Below are 16,089 nucleotides of genomic sequence, written 5' to 3' on the forward strand. Positions count from 1 at the left end.
GGTCCCCCTTGTGTTACTTATTACGTTTAATATAGTCTAATAAACGTTCAATATCCCACGTGTTAATCACGTTATCTTTTTGAATCCAACCTTTACGTGCTGCCGCTACACCTGTTTCCATATCTTCTAACATTTCAAGTGTATGAGCATCCGTGTTAATCGCTACTTTTACACCGGCATCTTGTGCTTGTTTTAATAATTTCGCGCTTAAATCTAGACGGTTTGGATTCGCATTTAATTCTAAAACTGTATTTGTTTCTTTTGCGAGTTCGATTAATAAGTCTGTATCTACATCATAACCCTCACGGCGTCCAAGAAGACGTCCTGTCGGATGAGCAATCATTGTGACATGCTTATTCTCTAGCGCAGCACGAAGACGTTTCATAATCGTTTCACGGTCTTGTGAGAAGCTAGAGTGAATTGCTCCAATGACATAATCTAATTCAGCTAATACTTCATCATCAAAATCAAGCGAGGCATCCGGTAAAATATCCATTTCAATTCCACGTAAAATTGTAATGTCTGGATACTTTTCATTCATACGTTCAATTTCTTTCGCTTGTTCACGAAGGCGCTCTTTCGTTAAACCGTTCGCCACTTTCAAGTATTGTGAGTGATCCGTAATTGCCATAAACTTATATCCACGAGCACGGCACGCTTGTACCATCTCTTCAATAGAAAAAGCACCGTCACTCCATGTTGTATGCATATGTAAATCACCTTGTATGTCAGAGAACTGAATTAAGTTAGGATACTCTTTAATTAATTCAATTTCTTTTCCATCTTCACGCACTTCTGGCGGGATAAATGGAAGACCGAAATGAGCAAAGAATTCTTCTTCAGTCTCAAATGTTTTCACTTCCCCTGTTTCCAAGTTCTCTACACCGTACTCACTAATTTTCTCGCCTTTATCTTTTGCGATTTGACGCATTTTTACGTTATGGTCTTTGGATCCTGTGAAATGGTGAAGAGTTGTAATAAACTCTTCTGGTTTCACTAAGCGAAAATCAATTGAAATATCATATTCATATTGAAGACGAACAGAAACTTTCGTATCCCCGCTCGCGATTACTTCAATCATATTATCAAATTGTAGTAAATGCTCACGTACTGCAGCTGGTTCTGTCGTTGCAATAATAAAGTCTAAATCTTTTACTGTTTCACGAACACGGCGCAAACTACCAGCGCGAGAGAAACGAATTACCTCAGCAATATTCGACAATTTCTCCTCTATTTCCCCGGCAATAGGCAATACCATCGCGATTGGTAAACGCTCTGGACGAGATCCTACTTGATCGATTGCTTCTAATATTTTCTCTTCTGTTTTTTTGCCGAAACCAGCTAAAGCTTGTACTTTATTTTCCTCACAAACCGCTTTTAGCGATTCCATATCAACAACACCAAGTTCTTTATATAACTTAGCTACCTTTTTACCACCAAGGCCTGGCAATTTTAATAACGGTAATAAGCTACTTGGCACTTCTTGTTCAAGCTCTTGTAATACTTCAGATGTTCCCGACTCTATATATTCTTGAATAACTGCCGCTGTTCCTTTTCCAATGCCCGGAATCTTCGTGAAATCTTCAATCTCAGAAAGACTACGATCATCACTTTCTAATGCTGCTGCCGCTTTACGAAATGCAGATATTTTAAACGGATTCGCGCCCTTTAGTTCCATAAAAAGCCCGATTGTCTCTAATAATTTGATAACTTGTTTTTTATTTACTTTCATCATTACCCCGCCTTTCTTTCATAGAAAAAAACTTCTCTTTCCGAAAAAAGAGAAGTTATACTCTGCTACCTGTCTGCCATAGTTCCTTCACCTTTTCAGAGAGAATCGGTGTATCGTCTACAATTATTTTGCTAATTGATGATTGTTGTAATGGTGTTTGTAATTGTTCAATCGGAAGAATGTTTCCAATGATAATTAAGACAAACAAAATAATATATACTTCTAAAAATCCGAGGAGTGCCCCCGCAAACGCATTTACTTGCTTTAAAACCGGTATTTCTGCAAACATATTTAACAAATTACCAAGTAATGAAAGTGCAATTTTTGTGATAATAAACAATATGATAAACGCAAGCGCTTGATAAAATACTGTCTCAATATTATTTGCATCAATCCATTCTGGAACAGATACATTTTTATCAAATGGATACGGAATAAATTTCGCAAGTGCTGGCGCTAAATCTTTACAGTACCAGTATGCAACAAGGTATGCGATAATAAAGCTTGTTAACTTTACAAGTTGCAGAATAAACCCTCTGCGTAAGCCGAGGAAAAATCCCATAACAAGCAGTAAAATGATAATAATATCAATCATGTTATTCCATTCCTTTTTTTGTCATACTTTCTTTCAATTTCTCATGTTCTTCTTTTAATTTTATGTAATCGTGTATGACGTTTACCGCCGTCAATACCGCTAGTCTACTCGTGTCAAGCGAAGGATTCTTGGCATTGAGTTCGCGCATTTTATCATCCACAATCGCTGCTACCATGCGGATATGACTTGTACTTTCATCGCCAACAACTGAATATTGCTGACCATAGATTTCTACATTAATTCGACTTTTCTTTCCCTTTTGTTGTGACAACTCACCGGCCTCCAATCACGTACAGAATCCTAAAGTTTATCATACCATGAACCTTCATAATATGGAAACAGAAAGAACAATCCGATATGATAAAAATAACAATATAAAAAAAGGGGTGACCATTATGTCAAATTCTATCGTAATTCAAACAAATTCTACAGTAATTGAAGACATGAAACAACAATATAAACATTCGCTTAGCCCGAAAACTCCACAAGGCGGAATCTTCATGGCAAAAGTGCCATCTTGCACAATCACAGCGTATAAATCTGGAAAAGTAATGTTCCAAGGTGGACGTGCTGAAGCAGAAGCTTCTCGTTGGCAAACTGTCTCTCAAACACCGAAAACAGCTGTAAAAAGATCTGTTGATTCACACCGTTATGCACCGCCTGCTTCCATCGGTACAATGTCGATCGTAGGGTCAGATGAAGTGGGGACTGGTGATTTCTTCGGACCGATGACAGTCGTTGCTGTATATGTGGATGCGAAGCAAATTCCACTACTAAAAGAACTTGGTGTAAAAGACTCTAAAAACTTAAATGACGAACAAATTACTGCCATTGCAAAACAACTTCTACACGTTGTTCCTTACAGCTCTCTCGTTCTTCATAACGAAAAATATAACGAGCTATTTGATAAAGGAAACAACCAAGGTAAACTAAAAGCTTTGCTACATAATAAAGCTATTACAAACTTATTAGCTAAAATGGCACCTATAAAACCTGAAGGCGTCTTAATCGACCAATTCACACAGCCTGATACATACTACAAATATTTAGCAAAACAAAAACAGGTACAACGTGAAAATGTTTACTTCGCAACGAAAGGCGAAAGCGTCCATTTAGCAGTAGCCGCCGCCTCCATTTTAGCTCGTTACTCATTCGTAAAACAATTTAACGAACTAAGCAAAAAAGCTGGTATGCCCCTTCCAAAAGGTGCAGGTAAACAAGTTGATATCGCCGCCGCTAAATTAATTCAAAAGCTTGGTAAAGAACGATTACCTGAGTTTGTGAAACTGCATTTTGCTAATACGGAAAAGGCGTTTCGCTTACTAAAATAGTATCGACAAAAACAGGAGCCTACAAACTCCTGTTTTTTGTTTCATCCTACTATTATCCTTATAGTTTTGTTATAATTATAATATACAGATTATTCTAACATAGGAGGGGATCCCTATTGCTACTTCTACAAATGATTCTAAATATTTTACTAGGTAATCCACACGAAAGACAGTTCGAAATTAGGGAAAACATTCATCTACTAAGCGAACAACGAGAGTTCAACGATTTAATAGAGCGCTATGGCCGATCTTTCTTATTAAACTTTCGGATCCGCAGGTTTATCGGGAAACACGATGCTCGCTCGTTAATACATAATCCAGCAAAACTACAACACTTCTGTGAGGAACTTGAATGTATGATTAGAAAAAGGAGGTTTTTCATATGAACGCTGTAAAAGTTAAAAAGGTATTATATGCTTTCGTACACATCGTAGGTCCTCTATCTTACCTCACTATTTCTACCATTTGGGGCGCTTTTTTCACTACTAAATCTACATTTGAAAATATATCTGATAATCTTGGCGTGATGGCCATCTATTACGTGTTCATGAGTTTACTGTGGTTTTTCTATTTCGATCGATTAGACAAAGATGTAGATAACATTACAAAAGAGATTCATGATAAAAAGATGTAACACATAAAAAGGAGAGTCGCCAAGACTCTCCTTTTTATGTTAGCTTTGTTTCTGCTTCTTATTAGATGAAGATACTTTATGAGAACCTGTTTCATGCGTCGTCGTTCCTTGTCCTTCTACTTCTGGAGAACCGAGGCTCGATCTTGAATGATCTTTTTTCACTTTTTTACTCATTTATATTCACCCCTTCGCGTTACTTTGTGCTACGAGGCAGTAAACTATACAAAATAAAAAGCGAGAGGAAATCCTCTCGCTTTTTTCATATTTTAGAATTCAGAAGAACCTGGAGTTCTTGGGAATGGAATTACGTCACGGATGTTAGCCATGCCAGTGATGTACATTAGGAAGCGCTCGAAACCTAGACCGAATCCAGCGTGTTTTGTACCGCCGTATTTTCTAAGTTCTAAGTACCACCAGTAGTCCTCTTCTTTCATGCCTAATTCTTTAATTCTGTCTACTAAAACGTCCATTCTTTCTTCACGTTGACTTCCGCCGATTAATTCGCCGATGCCAGGAACTAGAAGGTCAGTAGCAGCTACTGTTTTACCGTCGTCATTTAAGCGCATGTAGAATGCTTTAATGTCTTTCGGATAGTCCGTTACGAATACAGGGCGTTTGAAGATTTCTTCTGATAAGTATCTTTCATGCTCTGTTTGTAAGTCAATACCCCATTCTACTGGGTATTTGAAGTCAGCACCTGATTCTTGAAGTACTTTAATTGCTTCTGTATAAGTGATACGACCGAAGTCAGAGTTAATTACGTTGTTCATGCGCTCTAGAACTGTTTTATCAACAAAGCTATTGAAGAATTCCATTTCTTCTGGTGCATGCTCTAATACGTATTTCATTGCATATTTCAGCATATCTTCTGTAAGGTTCATTACGTCACCTAGTTCAGCGAATGCAATCTCAGGCTCAACCATCCAGAACTCAGCAGCGTGGCGAGTTGTGTTTGAGTTTTCTGCACGGAATGTAGGTCCGAATGTGTATACATCACGGAATGCTAATGCATAAGCTTCAGCGTTCAGCTGTCCACTTACTGTTAAGTTTGTTTCTTTGCCGAAGAAGTCTTTTGATTCATCAACTTGTCCGTCTTCGCCTTTTGGTACGTTGTTTAAATCTTGCGTTGTTACGCGGAACATTTCGCCCGCACCTTCTGTATCACTACCAGTAATGATTGGTGTGTGAACATGTACGAATCCACGCTCTTGGAAGAATTGGTGAATCGCAAATGCTGCGATAGAACGTACGCGGAACGTTGCAGAGAATGCATTTGTTCTTGGACGTAAGTGAGCAATTGTACGTAAGTATTCAAACGTATGACGTTTCTTTTGAAGTGGGTAATCAGAATCTGATAAGCCCTCAATATCAATTTTTTCTGCTTTAATTTCAAATGGTTGTTTCGCTCCAGGCGTTACAATTACTTTACCTTCTACTTTAACTGAAGAGCTAAGTGGAAGCTTTGCAATTTCTTTGAAGTTATCTAATTCTGTATCGAAAACGATTTGAACGCTTTTGAAAAAGCTACCGTCGTTTAATTCGATGAAACCAAATGCTTTTGAATCACGTAAGTTACGAATCCACCCTGATACTTGTACTGTTTGACCTGCGTATTTATCTGTATCTCTATACAGACTTTTTACTAATGTGTTTTCCATAGTGAAATTCTCCTTTGCTGATATATTTAAATACAAAAAAACCTTTCATCCATAAAGGGACGAAAGGTTAAACTTCGCGGTACCACCCAATTTGTCATAAAGACCAACTTTAACTCGTATGTAATACATACTTCCCGGTTTGTAACAGGCCGGATTCCCGTCTAAGTCTACTCTTGAATACAAGATTCAATTTCGGTTAGCAACTCCAAGGTGTTCTTCACATATACCGCCTCATCAGGCTCTCACCGTCCCTGACTCGCTTTGGATTATAGTATATACTACTTTTCCTTATCATCGTCTTTCATTTTGTTAAACTAAAATTAATGTACTACATTCGAGAGAAAGATGCAAGATGTCGGAAAATATATCAGCGATTTTTGTAATATATCGATCGTAACTCCAAATATATCAGCGATTTTTATAATATATCGATCGTAACTCCAAATATATCGGCGATTTTTATAATATATCGATCGTAACTCCAAATATATCGGCGATTTTTGTAATATATCGACCGTAACTCCAAATATATCGGCGATTTTTGTAATATATCGACTTACCGACATTTTCCGACAACCAATCCACTAAAAAAATTGCCGGAATAGATCCGGCAATTTCTTATTATTTACGTAACTCCGCACCAAATTTCTCTTCTACCGCTGTTAACACGCGGTTATGTGCTTCTGTTACTTCTTCGTCTGTTAACGTACGCTCTGCATCGAAGTAGTTCATAGAGAATGCAAGTGATTTCTTGCCTTCTTCCATTTTTTCACCTTCGTATAAGTCAAATAGTGTTACGTCTTTCAGAAGTTCTCCACCAGCTTCAGCAATAACTTGCTTCATTTCGCCAGCTTTTGTTTCTTTCGTTACGACAACAGCCATGTCACGTGTCATAGATGGGAAACGTGGAATTGCTGAGTAGTAAGTTTCTTCAGCGTCTGCACCGAATACTTTTACAAGAGATAGTTCGAATACGAATGTATTTTTCACATCTAATTGTTTTTCTGCTTCTGGGTGCAATTGACCGATGAAACCAATTACTTCGCCTTCTAATACGATGTCAGCTGTACGACCTGGGTGCATACCTTCACGTTTTGCTGGTGCATATGTGATTTGGTTTGAAACGCCAAGTACGTCAAATAGACCTTCTAGTACACCTTTCACAACGAAGAAGTCTACTACTTTTTTCTCACCTTGCCATGCATGGTGAAGAGCAAGCCCTGTCATAACACCTGCAAGATGTTGTTCTTCTTTCGGAAGTTCTCCTTCTTCTGTCGGTAAGAAGATAGAACCTACTTCGTATAAAGCAACGCTATCGTTTTTACGAGCGACATTGTATGAAACTGCTTCTAACAATTGTGGCACTAAGCTTAAACGAAGTTGGCTACGTTCTTCACTCATTGGAAGTGCAAGAGCTACAGGCGCTTTTTCGTTTGGCTCCACCATATATTGTTTCGCTTTGTCAGCGCTTGTTAATGAATACGTAATTGCTTCATATAAACCAGCACCTTCTAAGAAGCGACGTACTTTACGACGTTTCGTTTGCGCTGCTGTTAATTTACCACGAGTCATTGTTCCAGAAGGTAATGTAACTGGAATGTGGTCATAACCGTATAGACGGCCCACTTCTTCTACTAAGTCTTCTGAAATTGTAATATCAGGACGACGTGCTGGTACATTCACGTGGAATGTTCCTTCTACTTCTGTGAATGGGAATTTCAAGTTTGTGAATATTGTACCCATTTCACTCGCAGAAATATTTGTGCCTAATACTCGGTTTACTTTTTCAGCAGTAACAGATACTGTACGCTCCTGTACTTGTAAGTTATCAACTTCTACGACACCTTCAAGCGCTTCTCCGCCAGCATATTTCGCCATTAAAGCGGCTGCGTGTTGAATTGCTTCAAATGTACGTGTTGGATCTATTCCTTTTTCGAAACGTGCACTTGATTCACTGCGAAGACCTAAGTCTTTTGATGTACGACGTACTGTTTGACCTGCAAAGTATGCAGACTCAATTAGAACGTTTACTGTTTCATTTGTAACTTCTGAATCCGCTCCGCCCATTACACCAGCAACAGCTAACGCTTTTGTGCCGTTTGTAATAACAAGATGGTGGCTTTGTAACGTACGTTCTTGATCATCTAACGTTTCAATTTTTTCGCCTTCTTTTGCAAGACGAACAACGATTTCTTTTGAACCTAATTTATCGTAATCGAATGCATGTAACGGTTGACCGTATTCCATTAGAATGTAGTTTGTAATATCAACTACGTTGCTAATCGGACGAATGCCAGCTGCCATAAGGCGAGTTTGCATCCACATTGGTGATGGACCAATTTTTACGTTCTTCACCATTTTTGCAATGTATAATGGATTTTCTTCTTTCGCTTCTACACTTACAGAAATGTAATCGGCAGTTTTTTCTGCTGTTTCTTGTAAGTCGATAGCTGGAAGTTTTACTTCACGGCCGTAAATAGCAGCTACTTCATATGCAACACCTAACATGTTTAAGCAATCTGCACGGTTCGGTGTTAAACCAAGCTCAAGTACTTCATCATGTAAGTTTAAAATTTCAAGTGCATCTGCACCAACTTCAGCGTCACTTGGGAAGATGAAGATACCATCTGCGTATTCTTTTGAAACTAACTTTCCATCAATGCCAAGCTCTTGAAGAGCACAAACCATACCGTGAGAAGCTTCACCACGTAGTTTTGCTTTTTTAATTTTGAAATTACCAGGAAGTACAGCGCCAACTTTTGCAACTGGTACTTTTAAACCTTTTGCAATGTTAGCAGCACCACAAATAATTTGAACTGGTTCTTCTTCGCCGATGTCAATTAAGCATTTGCTTAACTTATCAGCTTCTGGGTGTTTTTCACATTCTAATACGTGACCAACTACAACACCTTTTACACCTTTATTTAATACTTCAACACCTTCTACTTCAATACCACTTTTCGTGATTTTGTCTGCTAGTTCTTGTGCCGTTACATCTTTAATATCTACATACTCTTGTAACCAACGATATGATACGAACATACTTATCCTCTCCTTCCCTTACGCTCGTTTGAATTGTTGTAAGAAACGTACATCATTTGTATAGAAATGACGAATGTCATCTACGCCGTATTTCAACATTGCGATACGCTCTGCGCCCATACCGAATGCGAAACCTTGATATTCTTTTGAATCATAACCAGCCATTTCAAGTACGTTCGGGTGAACCATACCTGCGCCTAAAATTTCAATCCAACCAGTTCCTTTACAAGTGCCGCAACCTTTGCCATGACACATCATACAAGAAATGTCCATCTCTACAGATGGCTCTGTGAATGGGAAGAAACTTGGACGAAGACGGATTTCACGATCTTCACCGAACATCTTTTTCACGAATACTTGCAGTGTACCTTTTAAGTCACTCATACGAATATTTTTATCAATTACAAGACCTTCAATTTGCATGAACTGGTGTGAATGCGTCGCATCATCGTCATCACGGCGATACACTTTACCAGGACAAATAATTTTAATTGGGCCTTTTTCTTTATTATTTTCCATCGTACGTGCTTGCACAGAAGATGTATGTGTACGTAGTAACGTTTCTTCTGTAATGTAGAATGTATCTTGCATATCACGCGCTGGGTGATCTTTCGGTAAGTTTAATGCTTCGAAGTTGTAGTAGTCTTTTTCTACTTCTGTTCCTTCCGCTACTTCATAACCCATACCGATGAATACATCTTCAATTTGTTCAACAACAGCTGTTAACGGATGGTGACAACCTGTTTCAACAGGACGACCTGGCAATGTAACATCAATTGTTTCAGTTGCTAATTTCGCTTCAATTACTGCTTTTTCTAAGTTACTGATTTTGTCGTCTAGACGCGTTTGAATCGCTTCACGTACTTCATTTACTAATGCTCCCATACGTGGACGCTCTTCTGCTGATAATTTTCCCATGCCGCGTAATACTTCTGTAATTGGACCTTTTTTTCCTAAATACGCTACGCGTACGTCGTTTAAGCCTTTTAGCTCTTTCGCTTCTTCAATAAGCTCTAACGCTTTTTGCTTTAGCTCTTTTAAACGTGCTTCCATTTGGAACCCTCCTAATTTTAAAAATAAAAAAACCTCGCTCCCAAAAAGGGACGAGGTAAATTCGCGGTACCACCCTAAATTGACAGAACATGTCTGCCCACTCATTAGTTATAACGATCAATTCTGACCGGAACGCCTTTACATATACATGGTCCTGGCGTCAACTCCAGAGGTGAATTCACTTCCGTCTACCATAAGAATGCTTTCAGTCTACGGCATTCTCTCCCTATATGGCGATTTTGTAAGCTACTCTTCTCTATCAACGTTTTTCGTTATTTAACTTTTAATATAATGTACTTCAACTTATTATAAGAAGTTTTTTATTTGTTCGCAACCGGGCTTTGCAAATAATACGTTAAAATCCCTGCTGCAACTGCAACATTTAATGATTCTGCCCCGCCGTAAATCGGAATATACAAGTTTCGATCCGTTTTTGCAAGAATTTCTTGGCGTACGCCGTTTCCTTCATTTCCTACAATTAATGCAAAGCTACCAGCTGGTGTTACTTCCCCGTACGGAACTCCATTTTCAAGAGCTGTTCCATATACAGGAACGTTATTTTCTTTTAGCTTGTCTACCCATTCTTCTAAGTTCCCTTTTACAATTGGTAAGTGAAAAATAGAACCTTGTGTAGAACGGAGTACTTTACTATTATAAACATCAACACAACCTTCTCCAAGCACAACGGCATGAATACCAGCTGCATCAGCTGTACGAATAATTGTCCCTAAGTTACCTGGGTCTTGCAGGCCATCTAATAAAAGAAACTTCCCATCAGCAAGAGCTACTTCCTTCTCATGCTTTTCACAAACAGCGAATACACCTTGTGTCGTTTCTGTTTCACGAAGTACTTTTACGATTGCTTCCGGTACGATATACATTTCCACATCATTAACTGTCCAATCTTTCGGAAGGTCTGTCTGATCTGAAACGATAAGTTCTGTTACAACTCCTGCTTTTAAAGCTTCTTCCACTAAGTGGAATCCTTCTACAAAAAATAAACCTTTTTTATCGCGCTCTTTTTTCGTTTGCAGCTTTTTCCACTGCTTCACACGCGGATTTTGTAATGAATCAATGTTTTTCATAATATGTATTTCCCTCTCTTCTTGTCTTATCATTATAGCCTATTTTTCATACATATTTACATAAAAAAGAACAAAAACTAACGTCAGTTTCAATTCTGAAGAAGAGGTGAAAACAATGAGTTTTAATTTACGCGGTGCTGTATTAGCAAATGTATCTGGTAATACACAAGATCAATTACAAGAAACAATTGTCGATGCAATTCAAAGCGGTGAAGAGAAAATGCTTCCAGGTCTTGGTGTCTTATTTGAAGTCATTTGGAAAAACGCTGATGAAAATGAAAAGCATGAAATGTTAGAAACACTAGAGCAAGGATTAAAAAAATAAGCAATTTAAAAATCACCTTTGCATAAGCTAAGGTGATTTTTTTGCGGAATTTTTTTTCTTCTCCTAAACATTTCTACTTTACTAACCAACTATGATGGAGTACAATGTTCAAAATACATTTAAACCGATCGATTTTCTTTATAGACACCATTAGATAAAGTGAAACTTTAATTAGTGGGGAGCGGTGTTCATCCCCACTAATTATTAGTTGAACCAATCGGGCTTTTACGGGCAGTTGATTCCCCACCTAACTTCCTCGTATTCGCCGAATTTTGAAGTAGGAATCTTACTGCCCGTTAAAGCGGGATAAAAGGAGTGAATGTTTTATGCACCGTATTACGCTTGAACAAATTTTTAAACACCACATTACACAAAAATACGTAAATCGTTCTGGGATGGTCCACGCGATCGCTGTCGCTTACCATGCGTTTCACTTAGCTAAAAAGCATCACGCCTCAGTCGATGCTGCGACAAAAGCTGGTTTCCTTCATGATATCGGACATCATACGTGGTACACAGGCGGCGAATGGGACTATGATTTATATAAAAAGAATGATATACACGCAATTAAAGGAGCAGAAAGAGCTCATAAATTGCTTATTAGATTAGGAGAGCATCCTAAACTAGCAAAAGAAATTTCTATCGCCATTCTTCTTCATACAGATTCTTTCTTAGTACAGCAAGAAATCGAAAGAACATCTCTGCAAAACATTATTAAATGGGCAGACGAAGCAGATGAAGAACCGGGCGGGGCGCATCATTATCGAACAATTTCTTATGAAAAAGCACTAAAAGCAATTCAACAGTTAGACCGATTGGTAGAACGTGAATTACAAATAGAGCAATCAAAATCCAACAACAAAGCAGAACATAGTTACCAATAAGAAAGAGGCATCACTATAGGGTGATACCTCTTTTATTATTTTATGGAAAATACACCTTTATATGTAATATTTAAATGTTACATTCAAAAAACAAATACTTTATAATTAAATATACAAATATAAAGAGGTGGTTTAAACATATGCAACTTACTACACAACTTCCGCACGAACAAAAACAATCCATGTCATGGGGACAATTTATCCCCTCTACTCTATTTGCATTTTGGGGCACTGGTTTTATAACTACATTCCTTATACTCCCACTAATAATGTATAAAAGTATATTTGCAGATAAAACACAAATCGCCTTATACGAATCTATTATAGATACGACAGGTACTGCACTACAACTAATTATTCTATTGTTTTTCATATTTAAATACGAGCCTGCCAAAACATTATTATTACCATCATTTGACTTTAGTGTATTAAAAAAATATCGTACATACGCATACTTGTTCATTATCTTTTCATTAAGTATCCTTTTCAATTCATTCGTATTACAACACGTATTTCCAGATGCATCAGAAGAACAATCGTCTGCGTTAAACTTACATATTTTAAGCCAATATCAAATATTGTTACTTATCGGGTCCGCAATACTTACACCCATTTTTGAAGAACTCATTTTCAGAGGTTTTATGCTTCGCTTCTTCTCAGAACGGTTCCCATTCTGGATTGCTGCAATTTTGACAAGTTTATTTTTCGGAGTCGCCCATACATACTCACTGGGGATAATGGTGAGTGCGTTCTTCGCAGGGCTAATGATGGCTTTTTTATACAGGAAAACAAATTCCATCATTCCAACCATACTATTTCATATTATAAATAATATAGTAGCACTTTTAAGTTAAAGAGAGATATCATCACGATTTCTCTCTTTATTCTTTTATAACAACTTCAAATTCCTCTTTCTTTAACATTTTTCAATAATTTGGATCGTTATTTCTCATTTATTTATTAATACTATCCAAAATAAAAAGCAGGGAAATTAATTCCCTGCTTTTCTATTTGGTTTATTGCCTGATGGTAAGAAGAACGATAACACCCAAGCAATCCCTGCAAGTATCGTTGCAATTAAGAAGGCATCGTTAATACCGTTAATTGCAGATAACTTTGAAATTTGTCCGAATAATAGTTGCGTGCTCATCGCATCTCCTGCTTGTGCTGATCCAGCAATCGCTGCTAAGCTTTGCCCCATGCCGTGTACTTTATCAACTAAAATTGGGTTTGACGTTGTTAACATATTTCCATAATCTGCTACGTGCGCAGTCGTTTGTTGCGTCATAAGTGTAATTAAAATCGCTGTTCCGATTGAACCCGCTACTTGTCTTGACGTATTTTGCGTTGCTGTACCGTGAGAAATTAATTTCATCGGTAGCGCGTTCATACCAGCTGTCATAATTGGCATCATAATGAATGACATACCAATTGAGCGTATAATATAATCCGTCATAATAACGCTATACGGTGTATCCATCGATAATTTTGTAAATTCATATGTCGCATACGTCGTAATTGCCAATCCAATTATCGCTAATGGACGAATGCCATATTTATCGAATAATTTACCCGCTACTGGTCCCATGATCCCCATAATTAATGATCCTGGAAGAAGTAGTAAACCAGATTCAATTGGCGTAAAGCCACGAATATTTTGCAGATATACAGGAAGTAATAACATACCTCCGAATAATGCCATTGTAACAATTGCGTTAATTACTAAAGTGAAAGTAAATACTGGATATTTAAATACTTGTAAATCAAGCATTTTATTGTCCGTCGTTAACTCTCTCCAAATAAATAACGCTAAACCAATTACACCGATAATAAGTGAAATAACAACTTCTGCACTAGTCCAACTATTATTTCCAGCTTCACTAAATCCGTACAATAAGCTTCCTAGTCCAATACTTGAACTAACAACACCGAATATATCTAATTTTGTTTTAGACACTGGCTGAGCTAGTGTAAAGAATTTTAAAGATAGGAACGTAATAATTAAACCGATAATAAACATCGCATAGAACATTAAGTTCCAGCTGTAATTTTCAATTACCCAACCTGTTACAGTTGGTCCGATAGCTGGTGCTAAAATCATTGCTACACCTAGTAATCCCATTGCAGCTCCGCGCTTATGAGGCGGGAATAATGTCATGAAGATATTCATACCAACCGGCATTAAAATACCCGCACCAACCGCTTGAATAACGCGGCCCGTCATCATCATTGTAAAGTTTCCTGAAGTAGCACAAATGATAGATCCTACCGTAAAGAATAACATTGCTGCTACGAATAATTTACGATACGTAAATCGTGAAACTAAAAAGGCACTAATCGGTACTAAAATACCATTTACAAGCATGAAGCCTGTAATTAACCATTGTGCTGTTGAAGTTGATACGTTAAATTCATTCATTAACGGAGGCAATGCAACGTTAATGATTGTTTGGTTTAAAATAGAAACGAACATGCCGAGAATTAATACAGCTACCACTGCTTTTACGTTCACATTCTCTACAGGCATAGACATTTGTTTTTTCGGCACTTCTTTTTCTTGTTTTACTTCTTCTTGCTTTCCTGTTTCCAACTCAACTACATTAGAAATTTCCGGTTCTTGCTTTCGTTCAATGTCTTTCTCTTCTGTTTCAACTTTACTTACTTCTATTTTACTTACGGCTGGGACTTGTTCTTCTCCCATTTTCGTTTTTTTCTTTCGTAAAAGACGATTTACAAGGAAGAAGACGATTATACAAAATAGTGCATATCCTGCAATTACAATTGAGGACATCTCATCTCCCCCTTACTTATGAATACGAACTGTCACATTCATGCCAGGAACAATATTTACTGATTTGCTATGATCTAAAGAAATTTTAACTGGTACTACTTGTGTTACTTTCGTATAGTTCGCTGTTGCGTTGCTTGATGGTAACATAGAGAATGTGTTCGCTGTTGTTAAGCCAACTTGTTCTACTTTTCCTGTTAACGTTGTATCTGGGTATGCATCTACATACACATCTACATCTTGACCTTTTTGAACATCATCAACATCTGTTTCTTCAATATTTGCTGTTACCCATAAATTGTTCATATCAAATGCATAAGCGATTGGGCTACCTGCTCCAACGAAAGCATTTGTTGTTGCGTTTGATTGTACAACTGTTGCATTTTGTGGAATTGTTACATCTACTGTTTGTTCTCCATTCGCTGCCGCTACAGTGACAGCACCTAATTTATCATTCTCGTTGTAGTTCTTACCTACTTCAGCTTTCCAGTCAGTTAATTTCCCTGCTACTGGTGATGCAATCGGAATTACCTTTCCATCAATTTTTGCATTGTCTGTTTTTAAGTAATTTTCCGCTTGATTGTAATAGTAATAACCGCCAATACCGCCACCAACTAGTACAATTAATGTGATAATGTTGATAATCACCATTCTTCGAAACTGATTCATTGCATTCCTCTCCTTATATCGCATATAATTTTTTTCTAGACTATTTACGTCCTTATTGTTTAGATTGTTTAATTGTTAATTATATTAACTTTTAAACAAAAAAATCACACCATCTGCGGTGTAAATCGAAATTTATCTACCTGCAAGCGGTGCTGATTTCTGAAGGACTATCGTTTATAATTATAAATAATTATTTCAAATCTACAACCGACAATTTACGTATGAAATGTCGCTTAAACAACAATATAATACCAATATGTTGTTTAAATACAGAAAATTAAACGAGGGGAAAT

At 37.4% G+C, this 16,089-nt stretch carries 16 protein-coding genes and 2 other annotated features; of the genes, 6 read left to right on the forward strand and 10 right to left on the reverse strand.

Translation table 11 applies throughout. The features are described from left to right. Positions 1-13: 13 nt before the first annotated feature. The 3 genes from polX to zapA are packed head-to-tail and all read right to left on the reverse strand — an operon-like array spanning position 14 to position 2,598. Positions 14-1,732 carry a DNA polymerase/3'-5' exonuclease PolX gene (polX, locus tag ACTFR9_RS15170; RefSeq protein ID WP_000867555.1) on the reverse strand — a complete coding sequence of 573 codons (1,719 nt, stop codon included), beginning with the start codon at positions 1,730-1,732 and terminating at the stop codon, positions 14-16. 55 nt (positions 1,733-1,787) lie between these two features. Continuing rightward, positions 1,788-2,327 carry a CvpA family protein gene (locus ACTFR9_RS15175; protein ID WP_000565413.1) on the reverse strand — a complete coding sequence of 180 codons (540 nt, stop codon included), beginning with the start codon at positions 2,325-2,327 and terminating at the stop codon, positions 1,788-1,790. Position 2,328: 1 nt separating this feature from the next. Continuing rightward, positions 2,329-2,598, reverse strand: a complete 270-nt coding sequence (zapA, locus tag ACTFR9_RS15180; RefSeq protein ID WP_000082701.1) for a cell division protein ZapA — start codon at positions 2,596-2,598, stop codon at positions 2,329-2,331. Between the two features lie 124 nt (positions 2,599-2,722). Between zapA and rnhC the strand changes: the two genes are divergently transcribed. The 3 genes from rnhC (at position 2,723) to ACTFR9_RS15195 (ending at position 4,292) form a co-directional block, all read left to right on the forward strand. Continuing rightward, complete coding sequence (rnhC, locus tag ACTFR9_RS15185; protein WP_000071600.1) at positions 2,723-3,658, forward strand: ribonuclease HIII; 936 nt, start codon at positions 2,723-2,725, stop codon at positions 3,656-3,658. Between the two features lie 116 nt (positions 3,659-3,774). Further along, positions 3,775-4,044: a hypothetical protein gene (locus ACTFR9_RS15190; RefSeq protein ID WP_098487447.1), complete on the forward strand. Its 270-nt coding sequence runs from the start codon at positions 3,775-3,777 to the stop codon at positions 4,042-4,044. Continuing rightward, complete coding sequence (locus ACTFR9_RS15195; protein ID WP_000994756.1) at positions 4,041-4,292, forward strand: hypothetical protein; 252 nt, start codon at positions 4,041-4,043, stop codon at positions 4,290-4,292. The genes ACTFR9_RS15190 and ACTFR9_RS15195 overlap by 4 nt, the downstream gene beginning before the upstream one ends. 39 nt (positions 4,293-4,331) lie before the next feature. Here ACTFR9_RS15195 and ACTFR9_RS15200 read toward each other — a convergent pair whose 3' ends face one another. From ACTFR9_RS15200 to ACTFR9_RS15220, 5 genes are all read right to left on the reverse strand, one after another. Continuing rightward, on the reverse strand, positions 4,332-4,466 hold the full coding sequence (locus ACTFR9_RS15200) for a YuzL family protein (RefSeq protein ID WP_000039593.1): 135 nt from the start codon (positions 4,464-4,466) through the stop codon (positions 4,332-4,334). Positions 4,467-4,558: 92 nt separating this feature from the next. After that, positions 4,559-5,950 carry an asparagine--tRNA ligase gene (gene asnS, locus ACTFR9_RS15205; protein ID WP_000432166.1) on the reverse strand — a complete coding sequence of 464 codons (1,392 nt, stop codon included), beginning with the start codon at positions 5,948-5,950 and terminating at the stop codon, positions 4,559-4,561. Positions 5,951-6,002: 52 nt separating this feature from the next. Then, positions 6,003-6,254 (reverse strand) — a binding site (T-box leader). Positions 6,255-6,571: 317 nt separating this feature from the next. Next, positions 6,572-8,992 carry a phenylalanine--tRNA ligase subunit beta gene (pheT, locus tag ACTFR9_RS15210; protein ID WP_000498168.1) on the reverse strand — a complete coding sequence of 807 codons (2,421 nt, stop codon included), beginning with the start codon at positions 8,990-8,992 and terminating at the stop codon, positions 6,572-6,574. A gap of 18 nt (positions 8,993-9,010) precedes the next feature. Next, positions 9,011-10,045 carry a phenylalanine--tRNA ligase subunit alpha gene (pheS, locus tag ACTFR9_RS15215; protein ID WP_000388219.1) on the reverse strand — a complete coding sequence of 345 codons (1,035 nt, stop codon included), beginning with the start codon at positions 10,043-10,045 and terminating at the stop codon, positions 9,011-9,013. A 43-nt stretch (positions 10,046-10,088) separates the two neighbouring features. Beyond that, positions 10,089-10,317, reverse strand: a binding site (T-box leader). Positions 10,318-10,365: 48 nt separating this feature from the next. Beyond that, on the reverse strand, positions 10,366-11,163 hold the full coding sequence (locus ACTFR9_RS15220) for a TrmH family RNA methyltransferase (RefSeq protein ID WP_025991612.1): 798 nt from the start codon (positions 11,161-11,163) through the stop codon (positions 10,366-10,368). Positions 11,164-11,245: 82 nt separating this feature from the next. On the opposite strand from ACTFR9_RS15220, the gene sspI reads away from it, so the two are divergent. The 3 genes from sspI to ACTFR9_RS15235 all read left to right on the forward strand — a co-directional run bounded on the left by sspI (position 11,246) and on the right by ACTFR9_RS15235 (position 13,193). Beyond that, the gene (sspI, locus tag ACTFR9_RS15225; RefSeq protein ID WP_000009513.1) at positions 11,246-11,455 is read left to right on the forward strand and encodes a small acid-soluble spore protein SspI; all 210 of its coding nucleotides are present in this window, start codon (positions 11,246-11,248) and stop codon (positions 11,453-11,455) included. A 326-nt stretch (positions 11,456-11,781) separates the two neighbouring features. Then, positions 11,782-12,339, forward strand: a complete 558-nt coding sequence (locus ACTFR9_RS15230; RefSeq protein WP_000554791.1) for an HD domain-containing protein — start codon at positions 11,782-11,784, stop codon at positions 12,337-12,339. A 140-nt stretch (positions 12,340-12,479) separates the two neighbouring features. Further along, positions 12,480-13,193: a CPBP family intramembrane glutamic endopeptidase gene (locus ACTFR9_RS15235; protein ID WP_001177663.1), complete on the forward strand. Its 714-nt coding sequence runs from the start codon at positions 12,480-12,482 to the stop codon at positions 13,191-13,193. Between the two features lie 137 nt (positions 13,194-13,330). Here the strand turns inward: ACTFR9_RS15235 and ACTFR9_RS15240 are convergent, their stop codons facing one another. Next, on the reverse strand, positions 13,331-15,130 hold the full coding sequence (locus ACTFR9_RS15240; protein ID WP_000095286.1) for a DHA2 family efflux MFS transporter permease subunit: 1,800 nt from the start codon (positions 15,128-15,130) through the stop codon (positions 13,331-13,333). A 12-nt stretch (positions 15,131-15,142) separates the two neighbouring features. Then, a complete protein-coding gene (locus tag ACTFR9_RS15245) occupies positions 15,143-15,796 on the reverse strand; it encodes an HlyD family secretion protein (protein ID WP_001071404.1) in 654 nt (217 codons plus the stop codon). Between the last annotated feature and the right edge of the window lie 293 nt (positions 15,797-16,089).

Source organism: Bacillus cereus group sp. MYBK222-1 (assembly GCF_051916425.1).
GTDB classification, from domain to species: domain Bacteria; phylum Bacillota; class Bacilli; order Bacillales; family Bacillaceae_G; genus Bacillus_A; species Bacillus_A paranthracis.

What these genes read in the sequence shown, in the direction of transcription:
- polX (WP_000867555.1), bottom strand. Translation starts at nt 1,732, where the DNA reads ATGAAAGTAAATAAAAAACAAGTTATCAAATTATTAGAGACAATCGGG.
- ACTFR9_RS15175 (WP_000565413.1), bottom strand. Translation starts at nt 2,327, where the DNA reads ATGATTGATATTATTATCATTTTACTGCTTGTTATGGGATTTTTCCTC.
- rnhC (WP_000071600.1), top strand. Translation starts at nt 2,723, where the DNA reads ATGTCAAATTCTATCGTAATTCAAACAAATTCTACAGTAATTGAAGAC.
- ACTFR9_RS15195 (WP_000994756.1), top strand. Translation starts at nt 4,041, where the DNA reads ATGAACGCTGTAAAAGTTAAAAAGGTATTATATGCTTTCGTACACATC.
- ACTFR9_RS15200 (WP_000039593.1), bottom strand. Translation starts at nt 4,466, where the DNA reads ATGAGTAAAAAAGTGAAAAAAGATCATTCAAGATCGAGCCTCGGTTCT.
- asnS (WP_000432166.1), bottom strand. Translation starts at nt 5,950, where the DNA reads ATGGAAAACACATTAGTAAAAAGTCTGTATAGAGATACAGATAAATAC.
- pheT (WP_000498168.1), bottom strand. Translation starts at nt 8,992, where the DNA reads ATGTTCGTATCATATCGTTGGTTACAAGAGTATGTAGATATTAAAGAT.
- pheS (WP_000388219.1), bottom strand. Translation starts at nt 10,045, where the DNA reads ATGGAAGCACGTTTAAAAGAGCTAAAGCAAAAAGCGTTAGAGCTTATT.
- ACTFR9_RS15220 (WP_025991612.1), bottom strand. Translation starts at nt 11,163, where the DNA reads ATGATAAGACAAGAAGAGAGGGAAATACATATTATGAAAAACATTGAT.
- sspI (WP_000009513.1), top strand. Translation starts at nt 11,246, where the DNA reads ATGAGTTTTAATTTACGCGGTGCTGTATTAGCAAATGTATCTGGTAAT.
- ACTFR9_RS15230 (WP_000554791.1), top strand. Translation starts at nt 11,782, where the DNA reads ATGCACCGTATTACGCTTGAACAAATTTTTAAACACCACATTACACAA.
- ACTFR9_RS15235 (WP_001177663.1), top strand. Translation starts at nt 12,480, where the DNA reads ATGCAACTTACTACACAACTTCCGCACGAACAAAAACAATCCATGTCA.
- ACTFR9_RS15240 (WP_000095286.1), bottom strand. Translation starts at nt 15,130, where the DNA reads ATGTCCTCAATTGTAATTGCAGGATATGCACTATTTTGTATAATCGTC.
- ACTFR9_RS15245 (WP_001071404.1), bottom strand. Translation starts at nt 15,796, where the DNA reads ATGAATCAGTTTCGAAGAATGGTGATTATCAACATTATCACATTAATT.